The sequence below is a fragment of the Sandaracinobacteroides sp. A072 genome, assembly GCF_052616365.1.
The window spans coordinates 53,836-76,386 of the sequence record NZ_JBQXGU010000005.1; the positions used below are offsets into that span (position 1 = coordinate 53,836).

Annotated in this window: 23 protein-coding genes; 17 read left to right on the forward strand and 6 right to left on the reverse strand. The window is 68.5% G+C overall.

The features are described from left to right. Window position 1 precedes the first annotated feature (1 nt). The 9 genes from ACUJ46_RS12020 (at window position 2) to ACUJ46_RS12060 (ending at window position 6,891) form a co-directional block, all read left to right on the forward strand. Window positions 2–760 (forward strand): phosphoadenylyl-sulfate reductase, encoded by a 759-nt coding sequence (locus ACUJ46_RS12020; RefSeq protein WP_445390802.1) that lies wholly within the window; start codon window positions 2–4, stop codon window positions 758–760. 176 nt (window positions 761–936) lie between these two features. Beyond that, the gene (locus ACUJ46_RS12025; protein WP_445390738.1) at window positions 937–1,410 is read left to right on the forward strand and encodes a UPF0262 family protein; all 474 of its coding nucleotides are present in this window, start codon (window positions 937–939) and stop codon (window positions 1,408–1,410) included. Window positions 1,411–1,498: 88 nt separating this feature from the next. After that, window positions 1,499–2,053 (forward strand): dCTP deaminase, encoded by a 555-nt coding sequence (dcd, locus tag ACUJ46_RS12030; protein ID WP_445390739.1) that lies wholly within the window; start codon window positions 1,499–1,501, stop codon window positions 2,051–2,053. Window positions 2,054–2,152: 99 nt separating this feature from the next. Continuing rightward, a protein-coding gene (gene prfB, locus ACUJ46_RS12035) for a peptide chain release factor 2 (RefSeq protein ID WP_445390740.1) occupies window positions 2,153–3,281 on the forward strand; the annotation gives its coding sequence in 2 pieces (ribosomal slippage) (window positions 2,153–2,221 and window positions 2,223–3,281; 1,128 coding nt in all). Then, window positions 3,271–3,900, forward strand: coding sequence for an SMC-Scp complex subunit ScpB (gene scpB / locus ACUJ46_RS12040; protein WP_445390741.1), 630 nt, complete (start codon window positions 3,271–3,273; stop codon window positions 3,898–3,900). Before prfB ends, scpB begins: the two co-directional genes overlap by 11 nt. A 57-nt stretch (window positions 3,901–3,957) precedes the next feature. Continuing rightward, window positions 3,958–4,212, forward strand: a complete 255-nt coding sequence (locus ACUJ46_RS12045) for a twin-arginine translocase TatA/TatE family subunit (RefSeq protein ID WP_445390742.1) — start codon at window positions 3,958–3,960, stop codon at window positions 4,210–4,212. A gap of 32 nt (window positions 4,213–4,244) precedes the next feature. Further along, window positions 4,245–4,652 carry a Sec-independent protein translocase protein TatB gene (gene tatB / locus ACUJ46_RS12050; protein ID WP_445390743.1) on the forward strand — a complete coding sequence of 136 codons (408 nt, stop codon included), beginning with the start codon at window positions 4,245–4,247 and terminating at the stop codon, window positions 4,650–4,652. Next, window positions 4,649–5,428, forward strand: coding sequence for a twin-arginine translocase subunit TatC (gene tatC / locus ACUJ46_RS12055; RefSeq protein ID WP_445390744.1), 780 nt, complete (start codon window positions 4,649–4,651; stop codon window positions 5,426–5,428). Before tatB ends, tatC begins: the two co-directional genes overlap by 4 nt. After that, complete coding sequence (locus tag ACUJ46_RS12060; protein ID WP_445390745.1) at window positions 5,425–6,891, forward strand: NAD-dependent succinate-semialdehyde dehydrogenase; 1,467 nt, start codon at window positions 5,425–5,427, stop codon at window positions 6,889–6,891. Before tatC ends, ACUJ46_RS12060 begins: the two co-directional genes overlap by 4 nt. Before the next feature lie 39 nt (window positions 6,892–6,930). Here the strand turns inward: ACUJ46_RS12060 and ACUJ46_RS12065 are convergent, their stop codons facing one another. Next, window positions 6,931–9,402 carry a TonB-dependent receptor gene (locus ACUJ46_RS12065; protein ID WP_445390746.1) on the reverse strand — a complete coding sequence of 824 codons (2,472 nt, stop codon included), beginning with the start codon at window positions 9,400–9,402 and terminating at the stop codon, window positions 6,931–6,933. Between the two features lie 274 nt (window positions 9,403–9,676). Between ACUJ46_RS12065 and ACUJ46_RS12070 the strand changes: the two genes are divergently transcribed. The 3 genes from ACUJ46_RS12070 (at window position 9,677) to ACUJ46_RS12080 (ending at window position 13,844) form a co-directional block, all read left to right on the forward strand. Further along, entirely contained in the window at window positions 9,677–10,456 is a 780-nt protein-coding gene (locus ACUJ46_RS12070; protein ID WP_445390747.1) for a glucose 1-dehydrogenase, read from the forward strand. Between the two features lie 101 nt (window positions 10,457–10,557). Further along, the gene (gene acs, locus ACUJ46_RS12075) at window positions 10,558–12,504 is read left to right on the forward strand and encodes an acetate--CoA ligase (protein WP_445390748.1); all 1,947 of its coding nucleotides are present in this window, start codon (window positions 10,558–10,560) and stop codon (window positions 12,502–12,504) included. Next, entirely contained in the window at window positions 12,501–13,844 is a 1,344-nt protein-coding gene (locus ACUJ46_RS12080) for an MFS transporter (RefSeq protein ID WP_445390749.1), read from the forward strand. The genes acs and ACUJ46_RS12080 overlap by 4 nt, the downstream gene beginning before the upstream one ends. A gap of 41 nt (window positions 13,845–13,885) precedes the next feature. On the opposite strand, the gene ACUJ46_RS12085 is transcribed toward ACUJ46_RS12080, so the two are convergent. From ACUJ46_RS12085 to coaBC, 4 genes are read right to left on the reverse strand one after another with little or no spacing between them, the layout of a single operon-like run. Continuing rightward, a complete protein-coding gene (locus ACUJ46_RS12085; protein WP_445390750.1) occupies window positions 13,886–14,203 on the reverse strand; it encodes a DsrE family protein in 318 nt (105 codons plus the stop codon). Beyond that, window positions 14,185–14,934 carry a HesA/MoeB/ThiF family protein gene (locus ACUJ46_RS12090; protein WP_445390803.1) on the reverse strand — a complete coding sequence of 250 codons (750 nt, stop codon included), beginning with the start codon at window positions 14,932–14,934 and terminating at the stop codon, window positions 14,185–14,187. The genes ACUJ46_RS12085 and ACUJ46_RS12090 overlap by 19 nt, the downstream gene beginning before the upstream one ends. Beyond that, window positions 14,931–15,377, reverse strand: a complete 447-nt coding sequence (dut, locus tag ACUJ46_RS12095) for a dUTP diphosphatase (protein ID WP_445390751.1) — start codon at window positions 15,375–15,377, stop codon at window positions 14,931–14,933. The genes ACUJ46_RS12090 and dut overlap by 4 nt, the downstream gene beginning before the upstream one ends. Then, entirely contained in the window at window positions 15,370–16,554 is a 1,185-nt protein-coding gene (gene coaBC, locus ACUJ46_RS12100) for a bifunctional phosphopantothenoylcysteine decarboxylase/phosphopantothenate--cysteine ligase CoaBC (RefSeq protein WP_445390752.1), read from the reverse strand. Before coaBC ends, dut begins: the two co-directional genes overlap by 8 nt. Window positions 16,555–16,680: 126 nt before the next feature. Between coaBC and thrS the strand changes: the two genes are divergently transcribed. After that, on the forward strand, window positions 16,681–18,705 hold the full coding sequence (thrS, locus tag ACUJ46_RS12105) for a threonine--tRNA ligase (RefSeq protein ID WP_445390753.1): 2,025 nt from the start codon (window positions 16,681–16,683) through the stop codon (window positions 18,703–18,705). Continuing rightward, window positions 18,702–19,139, forward strand: a complete 438-nt coding sequence (locus ACUJ46_RS12110; RefSeq protein WP_445390754.1) for a TIGR01244 family sulfur transferase — start codon at window positions 18,702–18,704, stop codon at window positions 19,137–19,139. Before thrS ends, ACUJ46_RS12110 begins: the two co-directional genes overlap by 4 nt. Before the next feature lie 93 nt (window positions 19,140–19,232). Here the strand turns inward: ACUJ46_RS12110 and ACUJ46_RS12115 are convergent, their stop codons facing one another. Further along, the gene (locus ACUJ46_RS12115; RefSeq protein WP_445390755.1) at window positions 19,233–20,510 is read right to left on the reverse strand and encodes a penicillin-binding protein activator; all 1,278 of its coding nucleotides are present in this window, start codon (window positions 20,508–20,510) and stop codon (window positions 19,233–19,235) included. A gap of 25 nt (window positions 20,511–20,535) precedes the next feature. Between ACUJ46_RS12115 and rsmI the strand changes: the two genes are divergently transcribed. The 3 genes from rsmI to ACUJ46_RS12130 are packed head-to-tail and all read left to right on the forward strand — an operon-like array spanning window position 20,536 to window position 22,546. Continuing rightward, a complete protein-coding gene (gene rsmI, locus ACUJ46_RS12120) occupies window positions 20,536–21,411 on the forward strand; it encodes a 16S rRNA (cytidine(1402)-2'-O)-methyltransferase (protein ID WP_445390756.1) in 876 nt (291 codons plus the stop codon). Then, window positions 21,408–21,758, forward strand: coding sequence for a YraN family protein (locus tag ACUJ46_RS12125; RefSeq protein ID WP_445390757.1), 351 nt, complete (start codon window positions 21,408–21,410; stop codon window positions 21,756–21,758). The genes rsmI and ACUJ46_RS12125 overlap by 4 nt, the downstream gene beginning before the upstream one ends. Beyond that, a complete protein-coding gene (locus tag ACUJ46_RS12130) occupies window positions 21,752–22,546 on the forward strand; it encodes a transglutaminase family protein (RefSeq protein ID WP_445390758.1) in 795 nt (264 codons plus the stop codon). The genes ACUJ46_RS12125 and ACUJ46_RS12130 overlap by 7 nt, the downstream gene beginning before the upstream one ends. The last annotated feature ends 5 nt before the right edge of the window (window positions 22,547–22,551 follow it).

Here is a 22,551-nt window from a genome sequence, read left to right on the forward strand (position 1 = left end):
CATGGCGGCAGGCGCCAGTGCGGCAACGGGCGATGCCCCCGTCCGGCAATGGGCCGCGGGCGATGCCCCGCGCCTCGCAGCCCGCCACGCCGGCCAGCCGACGGAGCGCCTCCTCGCCGACATCCTCACCGACCGGTCGTTCGGCCGGATCGCCATCGTCTCCTCCTTCGGCGCGGAATCGGCGGTGCTCCTCCACCTCGTGGCGCAGGTCCGCCGCGACATACCCGTGCTTTTCGTCGAAACCGGCTGGCTGTTTCCTGAAACCCTCGCCTATGCCGAGGCGCTCGCCGCCCATCTTCGCCTCACCGATGTCCGCTGGCTCCGGCCTGATCCCGCCCGCCTCGCCGAAGCCGATCCCCGCCGCCTGCGCTGGTCCTGGGATCCCGATGGCTGCTGCGAAATCCGCAAGGTCCAGCCGCTCGACGCGGCACTGCAGGGCTTCGATCTCTGGCTCAGCGGCCGCAAGAGCCACCAGTCCAGCACCCGCGCCGCCCTGCCGCTGCTCGAAGCGGATGGCCCCCGCCTCAAGCTCAACCCGCTGCACGACTGGACAGCCGAACGGCTTGCCGCCCATGCCGCAGCCCACGCCCTGCCGCCGCACCCGCTGGTTGCCGATGGCTATCCCTCCATCGGCTGCTCGCCCTGCACCAGCCGCGTGCGCCCGGGCGAGGATCCGCGCGCCGGCCGCTGGCGCGGCTGGGACAAGACCGAATGCGGGATCCACAAGCCGGCAGGCCCCGACAGCGACCCGGTCTTCTGAAGCGCCCGGCCTTCTGAAGCGCCCGTCCGAAAGGGCCGGAAGGCCGCCCGGATGCCTGCTGCCCGCACGAACGATGGTTGCAACAAGCGCCTGATGCGGGCGCCTGATGCGAGCACTTGTTGCGGGTCATCACGGGGGCGCTTGCCTTCGCCGCTGGCGGGCTTAGGGTTGGGCGGATGTCTGATCACAGGATCGTCTCGGTCGAGCTTGATGAACGCACCGTCATCTGGCGCAACGCCGATGTCGAACAGGAACGCCGCGTCGCCATCTTCGACCTTCTCGAAGGCAACAGCTTTCACCCGGTCGAGCTTGGCGGAAACGGCCCGTGGCGCCTGCTTCTGCGGGTCGAGGACGGCCGCCTCGCGATGGACGTCACGGAAGACGGCGGCGATGCATCCGGCACCATCCTCCTCGGCCTTGCCCCCTTCCGCCGCACGGTGCGCGAATATTTCGCCATCTGCGACAGCTACTACAAGGCCATCCGCAACGCCTCGCCCAGCGCGATCGAAACGATCGACATGGCCCGCCGGGGCATCCACAATTCCGCCGCGGAGCTGCTGATGGAACGGCTCGAAGGCCGCGTCGAAATGGATTTCGACACCGCCCGCCGCCTCTTCACCCTCATCTGCGTGCTCCACATCCGCCAGTAGGCCGCTGGAAGCTGGACTTTGAAAGCATCCGCGGCCAATCGCGCGCAGCAACAGGAAGCGCGCTTCGACAGGAACAGGGAGATTTCGAATGGCCGTGATGCCGGACAGCTGGATTCGCGAACGGGCGCTGAAGGACGGCATGATCGAGCCCTTCGTCGAACGCCAGCATCGCGAAGGCTGCATCTCCTATGGCCTCTCCAGCTATGGCTATGACGCCCGCGTCGCCAACGAGTTCAAGATCTTCACCAACGTCGACAATGCGCTGGTCGATCCCAAGCAGTTCTCGCCGGACAGCTTCGTCGACCGACAGGCCGATGTCTGCGTCATCCCGCCCAACAGCTTCGCCCTGGCGCGCACGGTCGAATATTTCCGCGTGCCGCGCGATGTGCTCGTCATCTGCCTGGGCAAGAGCACCTACGCCCGCTGCGGAATCATCGTGAACGTCACCCCGCTCGAACCCGAGTGGGAAGGCCATGTCACGCTCGAATTCTCCAACACCACGCCGCTTCCGGCCCGCATCTACGCCAATGAAGGCGCCTGCCAGTTCCTGTTCCTGAAGGGCGACACCCCTTGCGAGGTCAGCTACGCCGACCGGGCGGGCAAATATATGGGCCAGCGCGGCGTCACCCTGCCGAAACTCTGATGCCCGGCGCCGGGAAACCGGCGAATCCACTTGCCCCGTCGCCGGGAAACCGGCGAATCCACTTGCCCCGGCGCCGTTCCAGCGCCTAGAGACCCGCCCATGCGTGCAGAAGCCCAGAACCATGTCGATAAAATCAGGCAGGCCCTTGCCCTGCTGAGGAGGTTTCTTTGACTGGGATCGCGCCCTCCAGCGTCTCGACCAGCTGAACCACCGCGCCGAAGATCCCACGCTCTGGAACGATCCCAGGGCCGCGCAGGATCTCATGCGCGAGCGGCGCAAGCTCGATGAAGCCATCACCGCCACCCGCAAGATCGAAAGCGACCTCGAAGGCACGGTCGAGCTGATCGAACTGGCCGAAGCCGAAGGCGACGAGGCGCTGGCCGACGAAGCCGTCGCCGCCCTCGCCGAACTCGCCGTCCGCGCCGAACGCGACAAGGTCGAGGCCCTGCTTTCCGGCGAGGCTGACGGCAACAACGCCTATATCGAGATCAACTCGGGCGCCGGCGGCACCGAAAGCCAGGACTGGGCGGAAATGCTGCAGCGCATGTACATGCGCTGGGGCGAACGCCGTGGCTTCAAGGTGGAACTGGTGGATTATAACGCCGGCGAACAGGCCGGCATCAAGTCCGCCACCATCCTGCTGAAGGGCGAAGGCGCCTATGGCTGGGCCAAGACGGAATCAGGCGTCCATCGCCTCGTCCGGATCAGCCCCTATGACAGCTCGGCCCGCCGCCACACCAGCTTCGCCAGCGTCTGGGTCTATCCGGAAATCGACGATTCGATCGAGATCGAGATCAACGACAAGGATCTCCGGATCGACACCTATCGCGCGTCGGGCGCCGGCGGCCAGCACGTCAACACCACCGACAGCGCGGTCCGCATCACCCACGTGCCCACGGGCATCGTCGTCGCCTGCCAGACGGAACGCTCCCAGCACAAGAACCGCGCCACCGCCTTCAAGATGCTGCGCGCGCGCCTCTACGAGGCCGAACTGCAGCGCCGCGAAGCCGAGGCCAATGCCGTCAACGCCACCAAGACGGACATCGGCTGGGGCCACCAGATCCGCAGCTATGTCCTCCAGCCCTACCAGCTGGTGAAGGATCTGCGCACCGGCGTCACCAGCACCGCCCCGCAGGATGTGCTCGACGGTGCCCTCGACCCGTTCATGGCAGCCGCGCTCAGCCAGCGCGTCACGGGCGAAAAGGTCGAAGTGGACGATGTCGACTGAGGCATCCCCCGCCACCGGCACTGTCGGGCGGGATGATGACTATGTGCGCCGGGTCGAAGCCGTGCTGTTCGCGGCTGCCGAGCCGCTCAGCCCGTCCGACATCCGCGCCCACGCCGGCGAAGGTGATCTCGGCGGCGCTCTCGACACCCTCGTGCGCGATTATGCCCGCCGTGGCGTCAACCTCGTCGAACGCGGCGGCCGCTGGCTCTTCCAGACCGCGCCCGACTGCGCCATCGTCCTCGAACGCGCCCGCGACGTCCCGCGCAGGCTCGGCCGCGCCGCGCTCGAAACGCTCGCCATCATCGCCTACCACGAGCCCGTCACCCGCGCCGGCATCGAGGAGATCCGCGGCGTGCAGACCGCGCGCGGCACCCTCGACACCCTGATGGAGGCAGGCTTCATCCGCCCCGCGGGCCGACGCGAGACACCCGGGCGGCCGATGCAATATGCCACCACCCCGGCCTTCCTCGCCCATTTCGGCCTCGAAAGCCGCCGCGACCTGCCCGGCCTTGCCGAACTGAAGGCCGCCGGGCTTCTCGAACCCCTGCCGGAAACCGTGCCCGGTTCAGCGGCCGCAGTGGCGGACGATGCACTGGCGCAATCCGGGCCGAGCGACTAGATAGGCGCCACAGACCCGCCGCAGCCAATCCGGCCGGCAATGATGGAGTGATCTGGCATGGGCAGCATGAGCATCTGGCACTGGGTCATCGTTGCCCTCGTCGTGCTCCTTCTCTTCGGGCGCGGCCGCATCTCGGAAATGATGGGCGATCTCGCCAAGGGCATCAAATCCTTCAAGAAGGGCCTCGCCGAAGACGATGCGCCCGCCACCGGCCAGGCGCCGCCGCAGGTCACGCGCCAGACCGATGCCGACCATGGCGATACCGGCCAGACCGCAACCGACAGGACTGGCGCCGACGGCGGCCAGCGCTGATCGGCGGGCGCCGGCCAGGGCGGCCCTGATCCATGTTCGATATCGCCAGCACCGAACTGCTGCTCGCCGCCATCGTGGCGCTTCTCGTCATCGGCCCGAAGGAGCTGCCGAACGCCTTGCGCACGCTGGGCCGCTTCACCGGCCGCGCCCGCGCCATGACCCGTCACCTGCGTTCCGGCTTCGACGAGATGATGCGCCAGGCTGAAATGGAAGAGATGGAAAAGCAGTGGAAGGAGCATAACCGCCGCATCATGGAATCCGCTCCCGCCGCGTCGGATTTCGAGATCGACCGCCCCGCTGCCACCGGCACGAACACGGCTGCCGGCACGAACACGGGAGCACCGGAAACAACGACTCCGCAAACAGGGGGAACCGGAAGCCAGCCCGACACAGCCGGGGACTCCGCGCCCGCTCCCGACAACCGGCGCACGCTGCCATGAACGACCTCGACGAAACAAAGGCCCCGCTGATCGACCATCTGATCGAACTGCGCTCGCGCCTCCTCTGGTCGGTCGCGGCCATCCTCGTCGCCTTCTTCCTCTGCTTCGCCTTCGCGCGCCAGATCTTCACCATCCTCGTCCAGCCACTGGCGCAGGCCGGACAGGACAGGGTGATCTTCACCCAGGTCTTCGAAGCCTTTTTCGTCCAGGTCCGGGTCGCCTTCTTCGGCGCGCTGATGGTCAGCTTTCCGGTCATCGCCACCCAGCTGTGGCGCTTCGTGGCGCCCGGTCTCTACGCCAAGGAAAAACAGGCGCTCCTGCCCTTCCTTCTCGCCACGCCCTTCCTGTTCGCGCTGGGCTCGTCCTTTGCCTATTTCGTCGCCATCCCCACGGCGCTCCGCTTCCTGCTCGGCTTCCAGGGGGATCTCGGCGCCGGCATCACACAGGAAGCGCTGCCCTCGGTCGGCGCCTATCTCAGCTTCATCATGCAGTTCCTGTTCGCCTTCGGCCTCGCCTTCCTGCTGCCGGTGCTGCTCATGCTGCTGAACCGCGCCGGCATCGTCAGCCTGGAACAGCTCCGCGCCTTCCGCCGCTATTTCATCGTCGCGGCCTTCGTCATCGCTGCCATCTTCACGCCGCCCGATGTCGTCTCGCAACTGCTCCTCGCCATCCCGCTGGTGCTGCTCTACGAAATAAGCCTGGTTGCCATCCGCTTCACCGAACGCCGCGAAGCCGCCCGCACACCCGGCACGGATCTGGAAAGGACCGGCGAATGACCCTCACGCTCGACCGCCCCGATCTTCTTCGCGGCGCCAACCGCATCGCCGGCCGCTGGGTCGACCCCGGCGCCGAATCCATCGCCGTCACCAACCCCGCCACCGGCGAAACCCTCGCCCATGTGCCGCGCCTCGGCCGCGCCGAAGCCGCCGAGGCGATCGCAGCGGCCGCCGCCGCCATGCCCGCATGGGCCGGGCAGACCGCGAAGGCACGCAGCCTCGTGCTGCGCCGCTGGTTCGATCTCATCCTCCTCCACCAGGAGGATCTCGCCCGCATCATGACGGCCGAACAGGGCAAGCCGCTCGCCGAATCGCGCGGCGAAATCGCCTATGCCGCCAGCTTCATCGAATGGTTCGCCGAGGAAGGGAAACGCGCCTATGGCGACATCATCCCCCCGCACCAGCCTGACAAGCGCATCCTTGTCCTGAAGCAGCCCGTGGGCGTCACGGCCGCCATCACGCCCTGGAATTTCCCCGCCGCCATGATCACCCGCAAGGCCGGCCCGGCGCTCGCCGCCGGCTGCCCGATGGTGGTGAAACCGGCCAGCGCCACGCCGCTCACCGCCATCGCGCTTGCAATCCTCGCCGAAGATGCCGGCCTGCCGCCGGCCCTCCTTTCCGTCATCACCGGCCCGGCGTCCGATATCGCGGCGGAATTCACCGGCAACCCCATTGTCCGCAAGATCAGCTTCACCGGCAGCACCGAAATCGGCAAGTCACTCTATGCCGCCGCCGCCGGCCATGTGCAGAAGATCAGCCTCGAGCTCGGCGGCAACGCCCCCTTCATCGTGCTCGACGATGCCGATCTCGATGCAGCGGTCGAGGGCGCCATCGCCTCCAAGTTCCGCAACGCCGGCCAGACCTGCGTCTGCGCCAACCGCATCTACGCCCAGGCAGGCATCCACGACGCCTTCGTCGAGCGGCTGGCCGCCCGCATGGGCCAGCTCCGCATCGGAAACGGCGCCCATCCCGAAACCGACATCGGCCCGCTGATCGATCTGGCCGCCGTCGAAAAGACCGAAGAGCATATCGCCGACGCGCTCGAAAAGGGCGCCCGGCTCGTCACCGGCGGCCGCCGGATCCGGGTCACCGGCCTTGAAGGCGACAGCTTCCTCGAACCCGCCCTCGTCACCGGCGTCACCGCCGACATGGCGGTCGCCACCGAGGAAACCTTCGGCCCGCTCGCGCCCGTCTTCCGCTTCGAAACCGACGAAGAGGTGGCCCGGCTCGCCAATGCCACGCGCTTCGGCCTCGCGGCCTATTTCTACGGCCAGAATCTCGGCCGCATCGTCCGCCTCGCCGAAGCGCTCGAATATGGCATGGTCGGAATCAACACCGGCATCATCTCCACCGAAGTCGCACCCTTCGGCGGAATCAAGGAATCGGGCATCGGCCGCGAAGGCAGCCGCTACGGCCTCGATGAATATCTCGAGACGAAATATCTCTGCATCGGAATCGGCTGAGGGCGGGGTCGCAAACAGCGCCCCCAGCCGCTCCAGCCATCAGAATCGCGTGCGCAAGGTCACGCCATAGGTGCGCGGCTCACCCAGGAAGCCGCCGAACAGCGTCGTCGAATTGCCGCCGCCGGCCACCGTCCGGGCGATGGTGCCCGAACCCTGCAAGGGCGCGTTGAACATCACCTGCCGGTATTCCTCATTGAAGAGGTTCTGCGCCCACAGCTCCACCGCCCAGCGCCGGTCATCGGCACCCAGCCCGATACGCGCATTCACCACCGTGAAGGGCGCCTGCCGCTTTTCGGGAAACAGGTCGGAACCGGTGTTGATCGCCGACTGGAAGCGATAGTCCGCATAGACAAGCCCGCGGAGGCCATCGCCGACAGCCGGCGTCCAGGCGAGCGACCCCGTCTGCACCCACGCGGGTGCATTCGAAAGCGCGCTGCCCGGCAGGTTGAACAGCGCCGACGGCAGCGGCCGCCCACTGTCGCCCGTCAGGTTCCGGCGATAGCGCGTATCTGCATAGGTCAGGCCGATGTTGAGGGCGAGGTCCGGCGCCGGGAACAGGGCCGCCTCCACCTCCACCCCGGTCGAGACCACGCCGCCGCGCACCCGATCCGGGGCGCAGGCGCCGGTCAGCGCGGCATCGGGCACCACGGGTGCGAAATCGCTGTCCCCGCCACCCAGATCGTCCCGGCAGGACTGGATATTTTCCACCACGAACACCAGCCCGTTGAAGGTGTTGAGCTGGAAACGGTCGAACACGGACCGGAAGGCGGCCAGGCTCAGCTTCACGTTGCGAAGGTCGAGCTTCGCGCCCAGCTCCAGGCTGTCCACCGTTTCGGCGCCGAACCGCAGGCTGTCGAGGTCGATGGCGGCCGGGTCGAGCGAAGCCCGGTCGAGGTTGAATCCGCCGGCCTTGTAGCCGCGCGCATAGCTCGCATAGGTCATCAGCCGCTCGACCGGCTTGTAGGAAAGAACGACCGTGCCGGTCCATTCATCCTCCTTCAGCCGCGTCGATCCGCTGAACTGCTGAATCTCGTTCAACGCGCAGGGCACCGCCGCAAAGGCGGCATAGGCCGAACCGCGCAAGGCCCCGCACAGCGTGTTGTTGCCGGCAAGGTCCACGTCCAGCGTCTTGCGCTCGTTGGTGTAGCGCGCGCCCAGTGTCAGGCTCAGCCGGTCCGGCACGATGTCGATCACATTATGGGTGAAGATCGCGAAATTGCGGCTGTCCTGCCAGTAGCGGTCCTCATCAAGGCCACGCCCGTTCAGCGTGTCGCCCGGCCGCCCGAGGGCCGTCGCCAGGGCAGCATAGCCCGGAAAGGCCGGAACCGAGAGCCGGACAAGGGCGTCGGCATAGTCCATCATGTCCGCGCCAAAGCGCAGATTGTCCTGGAAGCGCAGCCGCTCATGCGCGAAATAGCCGCCCACCAGCCAGTCCAGCCGCCCGTCAAGCGCCTCGCCGGTCAGCCGCACCTCCTGGCTGAAGGTGCGGAAGTTCCGCACCTGGTTCGAGCGCCAGAACAGGTCCAGATTGTTGTAGTCATTGTCCTGGCTCGAGGAAACCTTCCAGTCCCTGTAGGCCGTGATGGCGGTCAGCTCGGCTGCGCCCAGTGGCCATGTCAGCTCACCCGAAAGGCCCCAGTCCGTCACCTTGGAACGATAGCCCTGCCCCGGCGTGATCGAGGTGCGCCGCGCGAAACTGTCGTCGCTCAGCACCGCCCCCAGCGATTCCAGAAGCGGCACGACCGGGTTTCCGGGCACCACCTCCACGCGCCCGTCCGGAAGCGTGATGGCCTGGCTGAAGGGCAGGTGCGTGGCCGCGCAGCATTCCTCGTCGCGCCTGGCGAAATCGCCCGAAAGGCGCAGTTCCATGCCATTGCCGGGCGTATAAAGCAGCTGGCCGCGCAGCATGGTGCGGTCACGGTCATTCAGGCCCCGGCCCGAGATCACGTCGGTCACGAAGCCATCCCGCTTCATCAGCACGCCATCCAGCCGCGCCGCCAGCCGGTCCTCGATGACAGGGCCGGTCACCCCGGCGGACAGGCGCACAAGATCATAATTTCCAAGCGTCAGCTCGGCATTGCCGCCAGCCTCGAACCGGGGCTTCGCCGTCACCACGTTGATAAGACCGGCCGAGGCATTGCGCCCGAACAGCGTGCCCTGCGGCCCGCGCAGCACCTCGATCCGCTCCACCTCGCCCAGTTCGGTCAGCCCGGCGCCCGAGCGGGGCCGGTAGACTCCGTCCACGAACACCGCGACGGATGCCTCCAGGCCGACATTGTCGCCGACCGTGCCGATGCCGCGGATTCGCGCCGAGGCCCCGCCATGCTCCGACGAGGTGGACGACACGAAAAGCGATGGCGCCAGCTGGTTCAGCTGGCGGATGTCGCTCGCGCCCGTCTGCTGCAGCGCATCGCCGGAAACGGCCGAAACCGCGATCGGCACGTCGCTCAGCCGCTCGGCGCGCTTGGTCGCGGTCACGATAATGTCGCCCGCTCCCGTCGCATCAGCCATGCCCGGCTGCTGCGCAAGAGCTGCCGGTGAAAAAAGAAACGCAACAGATGCAAGAAGAAAGGCGCGCATGTCATCTCCACATAAAGGTCCGGGCAAGACCGGAAGCCGCTCGCGCTAGCGCGAACCATTCGCAGTTGCAACCACGTGGCACTGCTAGGAATGTCCGCGCCCTCTATGCTGCGCCGCAACATCGGCAACCTGCCATCATCATCGGGGTGAAAGTCCGCGCCCGCTCCCCTAAGCCGGCCTGAAACATGGCATGAGGAGGAAGCCCATGGCAGGCAGGCTCGACGGCAAGATCGCGCTCATCACCGGGGCCGCCTCCGGTCTCGGGCTTCGCATGGCGGAACGTTTCGCGGCCGAAGGCGCGCGCGTCCTCCTCACCGACATCGATGCCGATGGCGCCGCCCGCGCGGCCGCCGGCATCGGCGCATCGGCGGGCTCCTTCGCCCATGATGTCACCAGCCAGGCGCAATGGGCGGCTGCCCTTGCCCATGCCGGGGCGCGGTTCGGCGGCCTCCACATCCTCGTCAACAATGCCGGCATCGGCACGCCCGGCAGCGTCGAGGACACCAGCCTCGAAGACTGGCGCCGCGTCCACGCGATCGACCTCGACGGCGTCTTCCTCGGCTGCAAGCTGGCGCTTCCGCTCATCCGCGAAACCACGCGCCGCGAAGGCACGCGCGGCAGCATCCTCAACATCTCGTCTATCGCCGGCGTCATCGCCTCCGGCCGCATGGCCGCCTACAACAGCGCCAAGGCCGGCGTGCGTCATCTCACCAAGTCGGTGGCGCTCCACTGCGCCACCAGCCGTGATCCCATCACCTGCAACTCCATCCACCCCGCCTTCATCGACACCCCCATCCTCGATGGCTTCCAGTCAGCCGGCGCCAGCCGAGAGGCGGTGAAGGCGAAGCTCGGGCGGCAGATTCCGCTCGGCACGGTGGGCGAACCCGATGATGTCGCCTACGCCGCCATCTACCTCTGCTCCGACGAGGCGAAATTCGTGACCGGCGCGGAACTCTACATCGATGGCGGAATCTCGGCGATGTAGCCCGCCGCCCTTTGCCATGGCCCCGCCATCGGCTAGCGTTCACAGCAGCAAGCGAACCCCGCGCCGCCACGGCGGCCACACAGACCGGGAGACATGACGACATGAGCCAGCCCCTCTATCCCGTGCCAGCCGAATGGGCCGCGCGCGCCAAGGTGGACCGGGCGAAACGCGAGGCCATGTACCGGGAATCGCTCGACAACCCGGATGCCTTCTGGCGGCGCGAAGCGCACAGGATCGACTGGGCAAAGCCCTTCACCCAGGTCTCTGACTGGAGCTTCGACGAAGCCGATTTCGGCATCCGCTGGTTCGCTGACGGCGAACTGAACGTCAGCGCCAACTGCGTCGACCGCCACCTCGCCACACGCGGCGACCAGCCCGCCATCATCTGGGAGCCCGACAGTCCCGACGAAGCCGGCCGCACCCTCAGCTTCCGCGATCTCCACGAAGCCGTCTGCCGCCTCGCCAACGCCCTCAAGGCCCTCGGAATCCGCAAGGGCGACCGGGTCACCATCTACCTGCCGATGATCCCCGAGGCGGCGATCTCGATGCTCGCCTGCGCCCGCATCGGCGCCATCCACTCGGTCGTCTTCGGCGGCTTCTCGCCCGACAGCATCGCCAACCGGATCCAGGATTGCGACAGCCGCCTCGTCATCACCGCCGATGAAGGCCTGCGCGGCGGCCGCACCATCCCGCTCAAGGCCAATGTCGACGCGGCGCTCGCCCACTGCACCTCTGTCGAAAAGGTGATCGTCGTCGCGCGCACGGGGGCCGCCGTTCCCATGCTGGAAGGCCGCGACATCGCCTATGAACCGCTTGTCGCGGCGCAGGCCGCCGATTGCCCGGCAACGCCGGTGAACGCCGAAGATCCGCTCTTCATCCTCTATACCTCAGGCTCCACCGGCAAGCCCAAGGGCGTCCTGCACAGCTCGGGCGGCTATCTCACCTGGGTCTCGATGACCCACGAATATGTCTTCGATTACCGCCCCGGCGAAATCTTCTGGTGCGCCGCCGATGTCGGCTGGGTCACCGGGCACAGCTATGTCGTCTATGGCGCGCTCGCCAATGGCGCGACGACGCTGATGTACGAAGGCATCCCCAACTTCCCCGATCACAGCCGCTTCTGGCAGATCGTCGACAAGCATTCGGTGGACATCTTCTACGCCGCCCCCACGGCCCTGCGCGCCCTGATGCGCGAAGGCGATGAATGGGTGAAGAAGACCAGCCGCGCCTCGCTGCGCCTGCTTGGCACCGTCGGCGAACCGATCAACCCCGAAGCCTGGGAATGGTATCACCGCGTCGTCGGCGAAGGCCGCTGCCCCATCGTCGACACCTGGTGGCAGACGGAAACGGGCGGCGCGATGATCACGCCGCTGCCTGGCGCGGTGGATCTCAAGCCCGGCTCGGCCACCTTCCCCATGTTCGGGGTGGAAGCCCAGCTCGTCGATGGCGAAGGCAAGGTGCTCGAGGGCGCAGCAGAGGGCAATCTCGTCCTCACCCGCTCCTGGCCCGGCCAGATGCGCACCGTCTGGGGCGATCATGCCCGCTTCTTCCAGACCTATTTCACAACCTACCCCGGCAAATATTTCACCGGTGACGGCTGCCGCCGCGACGCCGATGGCTATTACTGGATCACCGGCCGGGTGGACGATGTGATCAACGTTTCCGGCCACCGCATGGGCACGGCGGAAATCGAATCCGCCCTCGTCGCCCATGCGAAGGTCGCGGAAGCCGCCGTCGTCGGTATGCCGCATGACCTGAAGGGCCAGGGAATCTACGCCTATGTCACCCTCAACGCCCATGAGCAGCCTTCCGAAGAGCTGCGCCGGGATCTGGTTCAGTGGGTGCGCAAGGACATCGGCCCCATCGCCACGCCGGATGTGATCCAGTTCGCACCGGGCCTGCCCAAGACCCGGTCCGGCAAGATCATGCGCCGCATCCTGCGCAAGATCGCCGAAAATGACGTCTCGAACCTCGGCGACACCAGCACGCTGGCCGACCCGTCGGTCGTGGCGGATCTGGTCGCCAACCGCGCGGGCGCGCAGGCATGACAGGGCCGGGCGGCGGGGAGATCGCGACCCAGCGCCTGCCCCGCAGCCACTTCGGCCTCATCTTCGCCTCGCTGCTCGTGACGGCGGCCGGCAACACGGCGCTGCAATCGGTGCTCCCGGTCATCGGCCGGGAAATCCGCATCCCCGACATGGCGATCGCCGTGATCTTCTCGCTGTCGGCCCTCATCTGGACCTTCTCGGCCCCCTATTGGGCGCGCAGGTCCGATATCGAGGGCCGCCGCAAGCTGATCCAGCTTGGCGTCATCGGCTTCGGCGTGTCGATGTTCCTGTGCGCCATCATCATCCTCGCCGGAATCCGGGGGCTGATCGCGCCGCTCGTCACCTTCGGCCTCTTCACGCTGGCGCGCGCCATCTTCGGCATATTCGGCTCGGCCGCCAACCCGGCCGCCCAGGCCTATGTCGCCGGCCGCACCAGCCCAGCCGAACGCACCGGGGCGCTCGCCATCCTCGCCTCGGCCTTCGGCCTTGGCACCATCATCGGCCCCGCCATCGCCCCCCTCTTCATCCTTCCCTTCGTCGATCTCTCCGGCCCCATGTTCGCCTTCACGCTGATTGCGGTGGGGGTGTTCCTGGCGGTGCGCATCGGCCTTCCGGATGACAATCCCGATACCGGTCCCGAAGCCCGCGCCGGGCGCGGCGCGGCCGCCTCCATGCCCAGCGTCGGCTCGATGAACATGGGCGCAAGCGCCCGCGTGGCCGAGGAAACCACCGTCTCCGGCAAGCGCGAGCGGATGCGCGTCTTCGACCCGCGCATCAAGCCCTTCATGATCTACGGCTTTGCGGCGGGCTCGCTGCAGGCGGCCACCGGCCAGGCCATCGGCTTCTTCATCATCGACCGCATCGCGCCCGGCGCCGGCATGCACGCCACCCAGCTCATCTCGCTCACCTTCATGGCGGGCGCCGGGGCAACGCTTCTGGTCCAGTGGGGCGTCATCCGCGTCCTCGATCTCAACCCCTCGCAGCTCATGCGCTGGGGCGCCGTCATCGCCGCAATCGGCACGCTGGGCATTGCCTTCGCCCAGAATTTTCACATGCTGCTGCTGGCCTTCGCCCTTTCATCGGCGGGTTTCGGCTTTGCCCGGCCCGGCTTCACTGCCGGCTCCTCGCTCGCGGTCGCCCGGCACGAACAGGGCGGGGTCGCGGGCGCTGTCACCTCCGTCAACGGCGCCTGCTTCATCTTCGCCCCGGCGGTCGGAATCGGCCTTTACGAACTTGTGCCCGAACTTCCCTACTGGCTTTCGGCCATCGCCGCCGCGGCGCTTGCCATCTACGCCTGGCGCAACCAGCAGCTGCGCCAGGTGGTCATGGAAGAGAATTGAGGCAGGTCAGCTCAGGCCGGCACAAGTCAGGCCGGCACAAGTCAGGCCAGAACCAGCTGCCAGTCCGCCCGCCCGCGCAGAAAGGCGACCATGCCGGTCGGCGTCACGCCCACGGGCACGTCAGCGGCCACCAGCCCATGCTCGGCCATGGCCGTCTGGCAGATGCCCGCCTCCACACCCAGCTCTGCAAGCAGCGACAGCGCCGGCCCCAGCCGCCCGTCGCGCAGTCCCGCGGCCGCCGCGCCGCGCAACAAAAGCGCCACCTGCCGGCCAAGGGCCGCGGCCGTCGCGGCCAGTTCCACGCCGGCGCGGAACCGCTCGCCCTCCACCTCCGTCAGAATCAGGAGCAGACCGGGCATGCCGGGTCCCGGGGTACGCGCACGGTCCGCGCCTCCAGCGCCAGCCCCTCGAACAGCCACAACAGGCCGATGCGCGGCGCGCCGAAGCCGGCCAGCAGGCGCAGCACCTCCAGCGCCTGCGCCGCGCCCATGATGCCCGCCACCGCCCCCAATATGCCGGTGTCGGCACAGCTGCGGCCGGGCACATCCTCGGGCAGGCCGGCATAGCAGGCATAGCAGGGCTGGCCCGGCACATGGCCGGCAAACACCCCAAGCTGCCCCTCGAAGGGGCCAAGGGCCGCCGAAACCAGCGGAATCCCCAGGGCCACCGCCGCCCGGTTCACGGTGGAGCGGGTCGCGAAATTGTCGCAGCCATCGGCAATCACGTCATGGCCCGCCAGAATGTCGGGCGCATTCTGGTCGGTCAGCCGGTCGCGCAGCGGCGTCACCGCCACATGCGGGTTCAGGGCCGCCAGCCGGTGCACGGCAATATCCACCTTGGCCTCGCCGACATCCCCGCCGGCGTAAAGCGTCTGCCGCTGCAGGTTCGACAGGCTCACAACGTCATCGTCCACCAGCGTGATCCGGCCGACACCCGCCGCCACCAGATACTGGAGACAGGGGCTGCCCAGCCCGCCGGCCCCAACCACGCAGACAGAGGCGCGCTTCAGCTTCAGCTGGCCCTGCCCGCCCACCTCCTTCAGCACGATGTGGCGCTGATAGCGGTCCAGCTCGGCATCGCTCAGCATCAGTGCCGGCCCGTCGATCCGAAACCGCCGTCCCCGCGCGCCGTTTCATCGAGGCTTTCCGCCTCGGCCCAGCGGCAGGTCGCATAGGGCGCCAGCACCAGCTGGGCGATCCGCATGCCGCGCGTGATGGCAAAGGGCCGGTCGCCCAGATTGGCGAGGATGATCTTCACCTCGCCACGATAGTCGCTGTCGATCGTGCCGGGGGCGTTCAGCACCGCCAGCCCCTCCTTCAGCGCCAGCCCGGATCGCGCGCGCACCTGCATTTCATGCCCCTCGGGCACCGCCATCATCAGGCCGGTTGGCACGGCCGCCCGTGCGCCGGGGGCCAGCACCAGATCCGCGTCCACGGCGGCCAGCACGTCCATGCCTGCGGCTCCCGCCGTCCCATAAGCCGGCAGCGCCAGCCCCTCGGCATGGGGAAGCCTGACCACGCGCACGTCAGTCATGCAGCATCTCCGCGATCTTCCGGGCGAGCGCCTCGGCCACCTCTTCCTTGGGCGCTTCCGGCAGGGTCTCCATCCCGTCCGGCCACACCAGATGCACGAGGTTGCGCGCCCCCCCCATCACGTCGCCCGAAACATCATTGGCCACGATCAGGTCGCAGCCCTTGCGCTTCAGCTTGGCCTCGGCATTGGCCAGCACGTCATGCGTCTCGGCGGCAAAGCCCACCACCAGCTTCGGGCGTTGCGGGCTGCGCGAAATCTCGGCCAGGATATCGGGGTTTTCCGTCAGGCTCAGGGGCGGCGGCCCGTCAGGCCCCTTCTTGATCTTCAGGCCCGATGCCTCCACCCGCCAGTCGGCAACGGCGGCCACCATCACGGCGGCATCGGCCGGCAGCGCCGCCAGCGCCGCGTCCCGCATTTCGCGCGCCGTCTCCACGTCCACCCGGCTCACGCCCGGCGGAGTGGGCAAGGTCACCGGTCCGGCCACCAGCGTCACCCGCGCGCCCAGGGCGGCAAGCGCCCCGGCAATGGCAAAGCCCTGCCGCCCGGAAGAGCGGTTGGCGATGTAGCGCACCGGGTCGATCGGCTCGTGCGTCGGCCCCGCCGTCACCAGCACATGGCGGCCCTTCAGCGGCCCGTCCCCGAAATGGGCGCGCACGGCATCCATGATGCGCGGCACGTCCGGCAGGCGGCCCGGCCCATGCTCGCCGCAGGCCATGGCCCCCACATCCGGCTCCAGCACCGTCACCCCGCGCGCCCGCAGCGTCTCCACATTGGCGCGGGTGGCGGCATGCGCCCACATGCGCACATTCATGGCGGGCGCGGCCATCACGGGCGTGTCCGTCGCCAGCAGCAGGGTGGTGGCAAGGTCATCGGCAATCCCGGCCGCCATCCGCGCCATCAGGTCGGCGGTCGCCGGGCACAGAAGCACCAGATCGGCCGATCGCGAAAGCCGGATATGCCCCATCTCCGCCTCGGCGGTCAGGTCGAACAGCTCCATGTGCACGGGCGATTCGGCGAGCGCCGCCACCGAAAGCGGCGTCACGAACTGCGCCCCCCCCTTCGTCAGCACCGGGGTCACGGCCCCGCCTTCCGCCCGAATGGCGCGGATCAGCTCCAGCGCCTTGAAGGCGGCAATCCCGCCACCGATGATGAGAAGAATGCGTCGTCCGGCCAGCATGCTGCAAGCGTTAGCCGCTCGGGCGTGATATTCCAATGGCGCATGCCTCCGCCGCGCTTGCCGGAAAGCGCCCCGTGCCGCTAGGGAAGTGCACACTTCAACCCAATGTCCAAGGTCAGGAAAACCGTGTCCGAACTCGTCCGCCTCACCCTTCCCGATGGCTCCGTCCGCGAAGTCGCGGCCGGCACCACCGCGGGCGATGTCGCGCGGGCCATCGGCCCCGGCCTTGCAAAGGCCGCGCTCGCCGCCCGCCTAGATGGTGAACTCGTCGATCTCGAACGCCCGATCACGGCCGATGCGGCCCTTGCCATCGTCACCGCAAAGGACGAAGCCGACGCCCTGGAACTCGTCCGCCACGATTTCGCCCATGTCCTCGCCGAGGCCGTGCAGGCGCTGTTCCCCGGCACCCAGATCACCTTCGGCCCCGCCACCGACGACGGCTTCTATTACGATCTCGCCCCGCCGGCCGATCGCGGCCCCTTCACCGATGACGACCTCCCCCTGATCGAAGCCGAGATGCGCCGCATCATCGCGGCCGACAAGCCGCTGGTGCGCGAAGTCTGGGAGCGCGACGCCCTCATCGAACGCTGGAAGGCCGGGGGCGAGCTGTTCAAGGCCGAATGGGCGGCAGAGCTTCCCGAAGACGAGGAGCTCAGCGTCTACTGGTCGGGCGCGCCGGGCAGCCCCGGCGCCTGGATGGACATGTGCCGCGGCCCCCACCTGCCCTCCACCGGCCGGCTCGATCCCGCCGCCTTCAGGCTCACCCGCGTGTCGGGCGCCTACTGGCGCGGCGATCAGCGCAACCCGCAACTGTCGCGCATCTACGGCACCGGCTGGCTCAACAGGAAGCAGCTCGAAGCCCATCTCCTCCGCCTCGAGGAAGCCGCGAAGCGCGATCACCGCAAGATCGGCCAGGAGATGGACCTCTTCCACCTCCAGTCCGAAGCGCAGGGCTCGGTCTTCTGGCACCCGCGCGGCTTCGTCCTCTGGCGCCAGCTCGAGGCCTATATGCGCCGCCGCCTCGACGCCTCCGGCTACGAAGAGGTGAAGACCCCGCAGCTGATGGACGCGCGCCAGTGGGAACAATCCGGCCACTGGGGCAAATATCGGGAAAACATGTTCGTCGTCCCCGACGAAGTCCCCAATGCGGACGAGGACGGCCCCGTCCTCTCGGGCGAGGGCGATCTGATGGCGCTCAAGCCGATGAACTGCCCGGCCCATGTCCTCATCTTCCGCCAGGGCATCAAGTCCTACCGCGACCTGCCGATCCGCATGGCGGAATTCGGCTGCTGCCACCGCAACGAGGCGCATGGCGCGCTGCACGGGATCATGCGGGTGCGCCAGTTCACGCAGGATGACGCCCACATCTTCTGCCGCGAAGACCAGCTGATCGACGAGATCCGCGCCTTCTGCGACCTGCTCGACAGCGTCTACAAGGATCTCGGCTTCGACAGCTACGCCATCAAGCTGGCGCTGCGCCCCGAACTCCGCTTCGGCTCGGATGAAATGTGGGACAAGGCCGAACAGATCCTGCGTGACGCGGTTGCCGCAACCGGCCGCAACACGCCCGAATTCGGCTGGGAGGAACTGCCCGGCGAAGGCGCCTTCTATGCGCCCAAGCTCGAATTCCACCTCACCGACGCCATTGGCCGCACCTGGCAGGTGGGCACGATCCAGGCCGATACGGTGCTGCCCGAACGGCTCGACGCCAGCTACATCGGCGAGGATGGCAACCGCCACCGCCCGGTGCTGCTGCACCGCGCCATCCTCGGCACCTTCGAACGCTTCATCGGCATCCTGATCGAGCATCACGCCGGCCGCTTCCCGCTGTGGCTCGCCCCGGTGCAGGTGGTGGTCGCCACCATCGTCTCCGACGCCGATGCTTACGCCCTCGGCCTCGTCGCCCGGCTGAAGGCCGCCGGAATCCGCGCCGAGATCGACCTGCGGAACGAGAAGATCAACTACAAGGTGCGCGAACACAGCCTCGCCAAGGTGCCGGTCCTCATGGTCGTCGGCCGCCGCGAAGCCGAGGAAGGCACTGTCGCCATCCGCCGCCTTGGCGAGGAACGCCAGCAGGTTCTCGCCTTCGACGAAGCCCTCGCCGCCCTTGCCGGCGAAGCCCTCCCGCCCGACCTGAGGAGCCCCGCATGATCGACCTGCGCCGCCTGACCGGAGACTTTGCGGCCGCGCCGCAGATCGATCCGGAAGACATGGCCGAAATCGCCCGCCTCGGCTTCGGCCATGTCGTCTGCAACCGGCCCGACAGCGAAGTCCCCGCCAGCCACGCCATCGCCGTCATGGAAAAGGCAGCGCACGCGGCCGGGCTTGGCTTCACCGCCATCCCGGTCGACCAGACTGGTCTCACGCCGGAAAAGATGCTGGCGCTGAAGGCGGTGCTGGAACAGGCGGACAAGCCCGTCCTCGGCTTCTGCCGCTCGGGCACGCGCTCCACAAACCTGTGGGCGCTGGCGCAAGCCGCGCGCGGCGCCGATCCCGAAACCCTCGTCGCCGCAGCCGCCACGGGCGGCTATGACATCAGCGCCCTGCGCCCCGCGCTCGAACAGCTTTCGTCCGGCGCCAGATAAACGGCCAGAATCGCCCAGCCAGAATCGCCCTCCCCGACAGCCCCGCCAGGGACCGCCGGGGGAAATAGGCGTAACCGGCCGAAGCCGGCCTGCTCAGAATCGGGTCGGCGCCGAGCTCACCGTGGTGAAGCCCGTGGGCGTCACCTGCTGCACCTCCAGCCCGCGCTCGGCGACATTGTTGCGGAAGCGGAAGATCCCGTCGACACCGGCAAAGCCCTCGGGGTCGGCCAGCACAGCCTTCGGGAAGGGCGTGCCGGGCTTCCAGCGCCCGCCCGCCACGCTCACGGCCAGCAGCATCGCATCATAGGAAAGGCTGGCCAGCCGCGAGGGCGTGCCGCCGAACCGGGCGCGATAGCGTTGCGCCATCGCCTGGAAGCGCCGGTCGGGCACCGCTGCAAAGATCGCCCCGTGCAACGCCGCCGAGCGTGACAGCCCCGGCTCTGTGTTCCAGATTTCGGTGCCCATCAGCAGATAGCTGCCGGGCCGCGCGCCATAGCGGGCAAGATGCGGCCCGAAGGCGGCCGCGATCGCGCCCGAATCCGCCACCAGCAGCGCCTCGAAGGCAAGGGGGCCTTGCGTCGTCGTCACCGGGGCGATGGTGCCATCCGGCCGGCGCTGCCCGCCGCCTGACTGCTGCATCCGCCGTTCATGATCCGTGACTTCGCTGGCAGCCGGGCCAAGGGCCTTGGGGTTGCGGGCGAAATTGGCCATCGCCACCACCTGCCCGCCAGCGCCCTGCACTGCGCGGGTAAAGGCCACGGACGTGCGCTGACCGTAAAGCCCGTTCGGCACCAGCGCCGCAAAGCGCGACATGCCGCGCCCGGCCGCATAGCTCACCACCCGCTCGACGGATTGCGACGGCTGGAAACCGAGCACATGGACATTGCCGCCGGCCATGGCCGAATCGTTGGAAAAGCTCAGAACCGTCACGCCACGCGCTTCGGCGGCCTTCTTCACCGGCCCCACATTGGCCGACAGAAGCGGCCCCAGAATCAGCTGCGCGCCATCGGCCAGCGCCCGCTCGGCTGCCCCCGCCGCGCCCAGCGCCGCCGTGTCATAGCTTGTCAGCCGCAGCCCTTCCTGCCCGCTGTCCACAAGCGCCAGCGTCGCGGCATTGGCAAGGCTGATTCCAACCGGCGCGTTGGAGCCGGTCAGCGGCGCGAGGATCGCCACGCGATGCGGTTCCACGGGCTTTGGCGCGACGGGCTTTTCGGCCACGGGCGGCGGCGGCGGCGCCACGGGGGGCTTCTGCCGCGGGGCGCAGGCCGCCACGACGGCAAGCCCGGCCACCAGGCCCAGTTGTGCCGCACGGCGCGCCGCCGGTCTTTCGGCGCTTGCCCTTCTCTCTCCGGCCGCCCAGATTGCCACCATGAGTCCGGCTCCCTCTTCCTCGCCTATGATCGTCCAGGGCAATGATGCGCCCGGCCTTGCCCCCGGGCTCTACATCGTGGCCGGCCCCATCGGCAACCTCGGGGACCTGTCGCCCCGCGCCGCCCGAATCCTGCGCGAGGCCGATGTCATCGCCTGCGAAGACACGCGCGTCACCGCAAAGCTTCTGCGCGCGGCCGGAAGCGACCGCCCGATGCTCGCCTATCATGAACACAGCCGGGCCGAAGTGGGGGAAGGGCTGCTCGAGCGCATGGCGTCCCGGTCCGTGGCGCTCGTCTCCGATGCCGGAACGCCCCTCGTCTCCGATCCGGGCCATGAACTGGTCCGCGCGGCGCGCCAGCGCGGCATCCCTGTCACCACCGCGCCCGGCCCCTGCGCCGCCATCGCCGCGCTCAGCATCAGCGGCCTTCCATCCGACCGCTTCCTCTTCGCCGGCTTCCTGCCGGCCAGGGCCGTCGCGCGCGACAAGGCGATCGCCGCACTGGCCGCCCTGCCCTTCACGCTCATCTTCTACGAAAGCGGCCCGCGCCTCGGGGCGACGCTGGCAGCCCTCGCCACGGCCCTCGGCCCGCGTGAAGCAGCCGTCGCGCGCGAGCTCACCAAGCTGCACGAGGAACTGGTCACCGGCACCCTCACCGACCTCGCCAGCCGCTATGGCTCAAGCCCCCCGCGCGGCGAGATCGTGCTGCTCGTCGGCCCGCCCGAGGCCGAGGTCGCCACCGCCGACGCGCTCGACCAGGCGCTCGAAGCCGCGCTGCGCACCATGGCCCCGGGCAAGGCGGCGGCCAGTGTCGCAGCCGCCCTCGGCCTGCCGCGCGGGGAAGTCTATGCCCGCGCGCTGGACCTGAAAAACACGAACCCCGAAAGCGGAGACCCCCGATGAACGGCCGGCGCATCCAGGCCGAACAGCGGGGCCGGCGGGCGGAAAGCCTCGCCGCCTTCTGGCTCCGGCTGCAAGGCTGGCGCATCCTCGCCCGCCGAAAGCAGCTTCCCATGATCGAGGTGGACATCGTCGCCCGCCGTGGCGGCATTCTCGCCGTGGTCGAAGTGAAGCACCGCGCCACGATCGAGGCCGCGCTTGCGGCGCTCGACCAGCGCGCCGCCCGCCGGCTGATGGAAGCCGCGCGCCAGCTTGCGGCAACCGCCCCCGGCCAGCCCTGCGCCCGTGTCGATCTCGTGGCGCTGGCGCCGGGGCGGTTTCCGCGCCATGTCCGGGGCATCCAATGCTAGACGAATCACCCCCCGCCACGCTCGATGCGATCGGCTGCCTCGATGACGAGGACATCTACCTCGATCTCGCCGCCCTCGACCTCGCCGCGGCAGACCGGGCGGATCCCGACCTCGCAACCCCCATCGCCATGATGGAGGCGCTGTCGAACCGGCTGGATCGCGGCGTGACAGCCGCAACAGACCGGGCGGAAGCGCTTTCGGCCCTGCTCGCCGGCCGCGAAGGCTTCCGGGGCGCCCGCGAGGATTATGACAGCCCCGCCAACGCCGATCTCATCAGCGTGCTCGAACGGCGGCGCGGCCTGCCGGTGGCGCTCTCCATCCTCTATGTGGCGCTCGCCCGCCGCGCCGGCTGGCAGGCCCATGTGCTTGGCCTTCCCGGCCATGTCCTCATGGCGCTTGGCTCCGGCATTCCGGGCGGGGAACCGGTGGTCATCGACCCGTTCGACCATGGCGCACTGGTGGATACAGGCTTCATTCCCACCGCCCACGCCAGCGCCCGGCTCGGCAATCGCGAAACCCTCGTCCGCCTCGTCATGAACCAGATCACCCGGGCCGAAGCCGGCGGCAATGGCGACCGCGCCCTCACGCTGCTCAGGCGGCTCACCCGGGTCGCGCCGGCGATGCCGCAGCTGTGGTGGGAACGCGCCCGGCTCGAACAGGCGGCCGGCAATCTCGATGCCGCCCGCGATGCGCTCGCCGCCATGGGGGAAACCACGCGCGATCCTGTGCTCATCCGGCGCATCATGGCGGCCCGGCGCATGCTCTCCACCCTTTCGGGCCGCCATTGACGCCC

Bases quoted from the DNA above. Each gene is read 5' to 3' on its own strand.
- ACUJ46_RS12020 (WP_445390802.1), top strand. From the start codon at position 2: ATGGCGGCAGGCGCCAGTGCGGCAACGGGCGATGCCCCCGTCCGGCAA.
- ACUJ46_RS12025 (WP_445390738.1), top strand. From the start codon at position 937: ATGTCTGATCACAGGATCGTCTCGGTCGAGCTTGATGAACGCACCGTC.
- dcd (WP_445390739.1), top strand. From the start codon at position 1,499: ATGGCCGTGATGCCGGACAGCTGGATTCGCGAACGGGCGCTGAAGGAC.
- scpB (WP_445390741.1), top strand. From the start codon at position 3,271: ATGTCGACTGAGGCATCCCCCGCCACCGGCACTGTCGGGCGGGATGAT.
- ACUJ46_RS12045 (WP_445390742.1), top strand. From the start codon at position 3,958: ATGGGCAGCATGAGCATCTGGCACTGGGTCATCGTTGCCCTCGTCGTG.
- tatB (WP_445390743.1), top strand. From the start codon at position 4,245: ATGTTCGATATCGCCAGCACCGAACTGCTGCTCGCCGCCATCGTGGCG.
- tatC (WP_445390744.1), top strand. From the start codon at position 4,649: ATGAACGACCTCGACGAAACAAAGGCCCCGCTGATCGACCATCTGATC.
- ACUJ46_RS12060 (WP_445390745.1), top strand. From the start codon at position 5,425: ATGACCCTCACGCTCGACCGCCCCGATCTTCTTCGCGGCGCCAACCGC.
- ACUJ46_RS12065 (WP_445390746.1), bottom strand. From the start codon at position 9,402: ATGGCTGATGCGACGGGAGCGGGCGACATTATCGTGACCGCGACCAAG.
- ACUJ46_RS12070 (WP_445390747.1), top strand. From the start codon at position 9,677: ATGGCAGGCAGGCTCGACGGCAAGATCGCGCTCATCACCGGGGCCGCC.
- acs (WP_445390748.1), top strand. From the start codon at position 10,558: ATGAGCCAGCCCCTCTATCCCGTGCCAGCCGAATGGGCCGCGCGCGCC.
- ACUJ46_RS12080 (WP_445390749.1), top strand. From the start codon at position 12,501: ATGACAGGGCCGGGCGGCGGGGAGATCGCGACCCAGCGCCTGCCCCGC.
- ACUJ46_RS12085 (WP_445390750.1), bottom strand. From the start codon at position 14,203: ATGCCCGGTCTGCTCCTGATTCTGACGGAGGTGGAGGGCGAGCGGTTC.
- dut (WP_445390751.1), bottom strand. From the start codon at position 15,377: ATGACTGACGTGCGCGTGGTCAGGCTTCCCCATGCCGAGGGGCTGGCG.
- coaBC (WP_445390752.1), bottom strand. From the start codon at position 16,554: ATGCTGGCCGGACGACGCATTCTTCTCATCATCGGTGGCGGGATTGCC.
- ACUJ46_RS12110 (WP_445390754.1), top strand. From the start codon at position 18,702: ATGATCGACCTGCGCCGCCTGACCGGAGACTTTGCGGCCGCGCCGCAG.
- ACUJ46_RS12115 (WP_445390755.1), bottom strand. From the start codon at position 20,510: ATGGTGGCAATCTGGGCGGCCGGAGAGAGAAGGGCAAGCGCCGAAAGA.
- rsmI (WP_445390756.1), top strand. From the start codon at position 20,536: ATGATCGTCCAGGGCAATGATGCGCCCGGCCTTGCCCCCGGGCTCTAC.
- ACUJ46_RS12125 (WP_445390757.1), top strand. From the start codon at position 21,408: ATGAACGGCCGGCGCATCCAGGCCGAACAGCGGGGCCGGCGGGCGGAA.
- ACUJ46_RS12130 (WP_445390758.1), top strand. From the start codon at position 21,752: ATGCTAGACGAATCACCCCCCGCCACGCTCGATGCGATCGGCTGCCTC.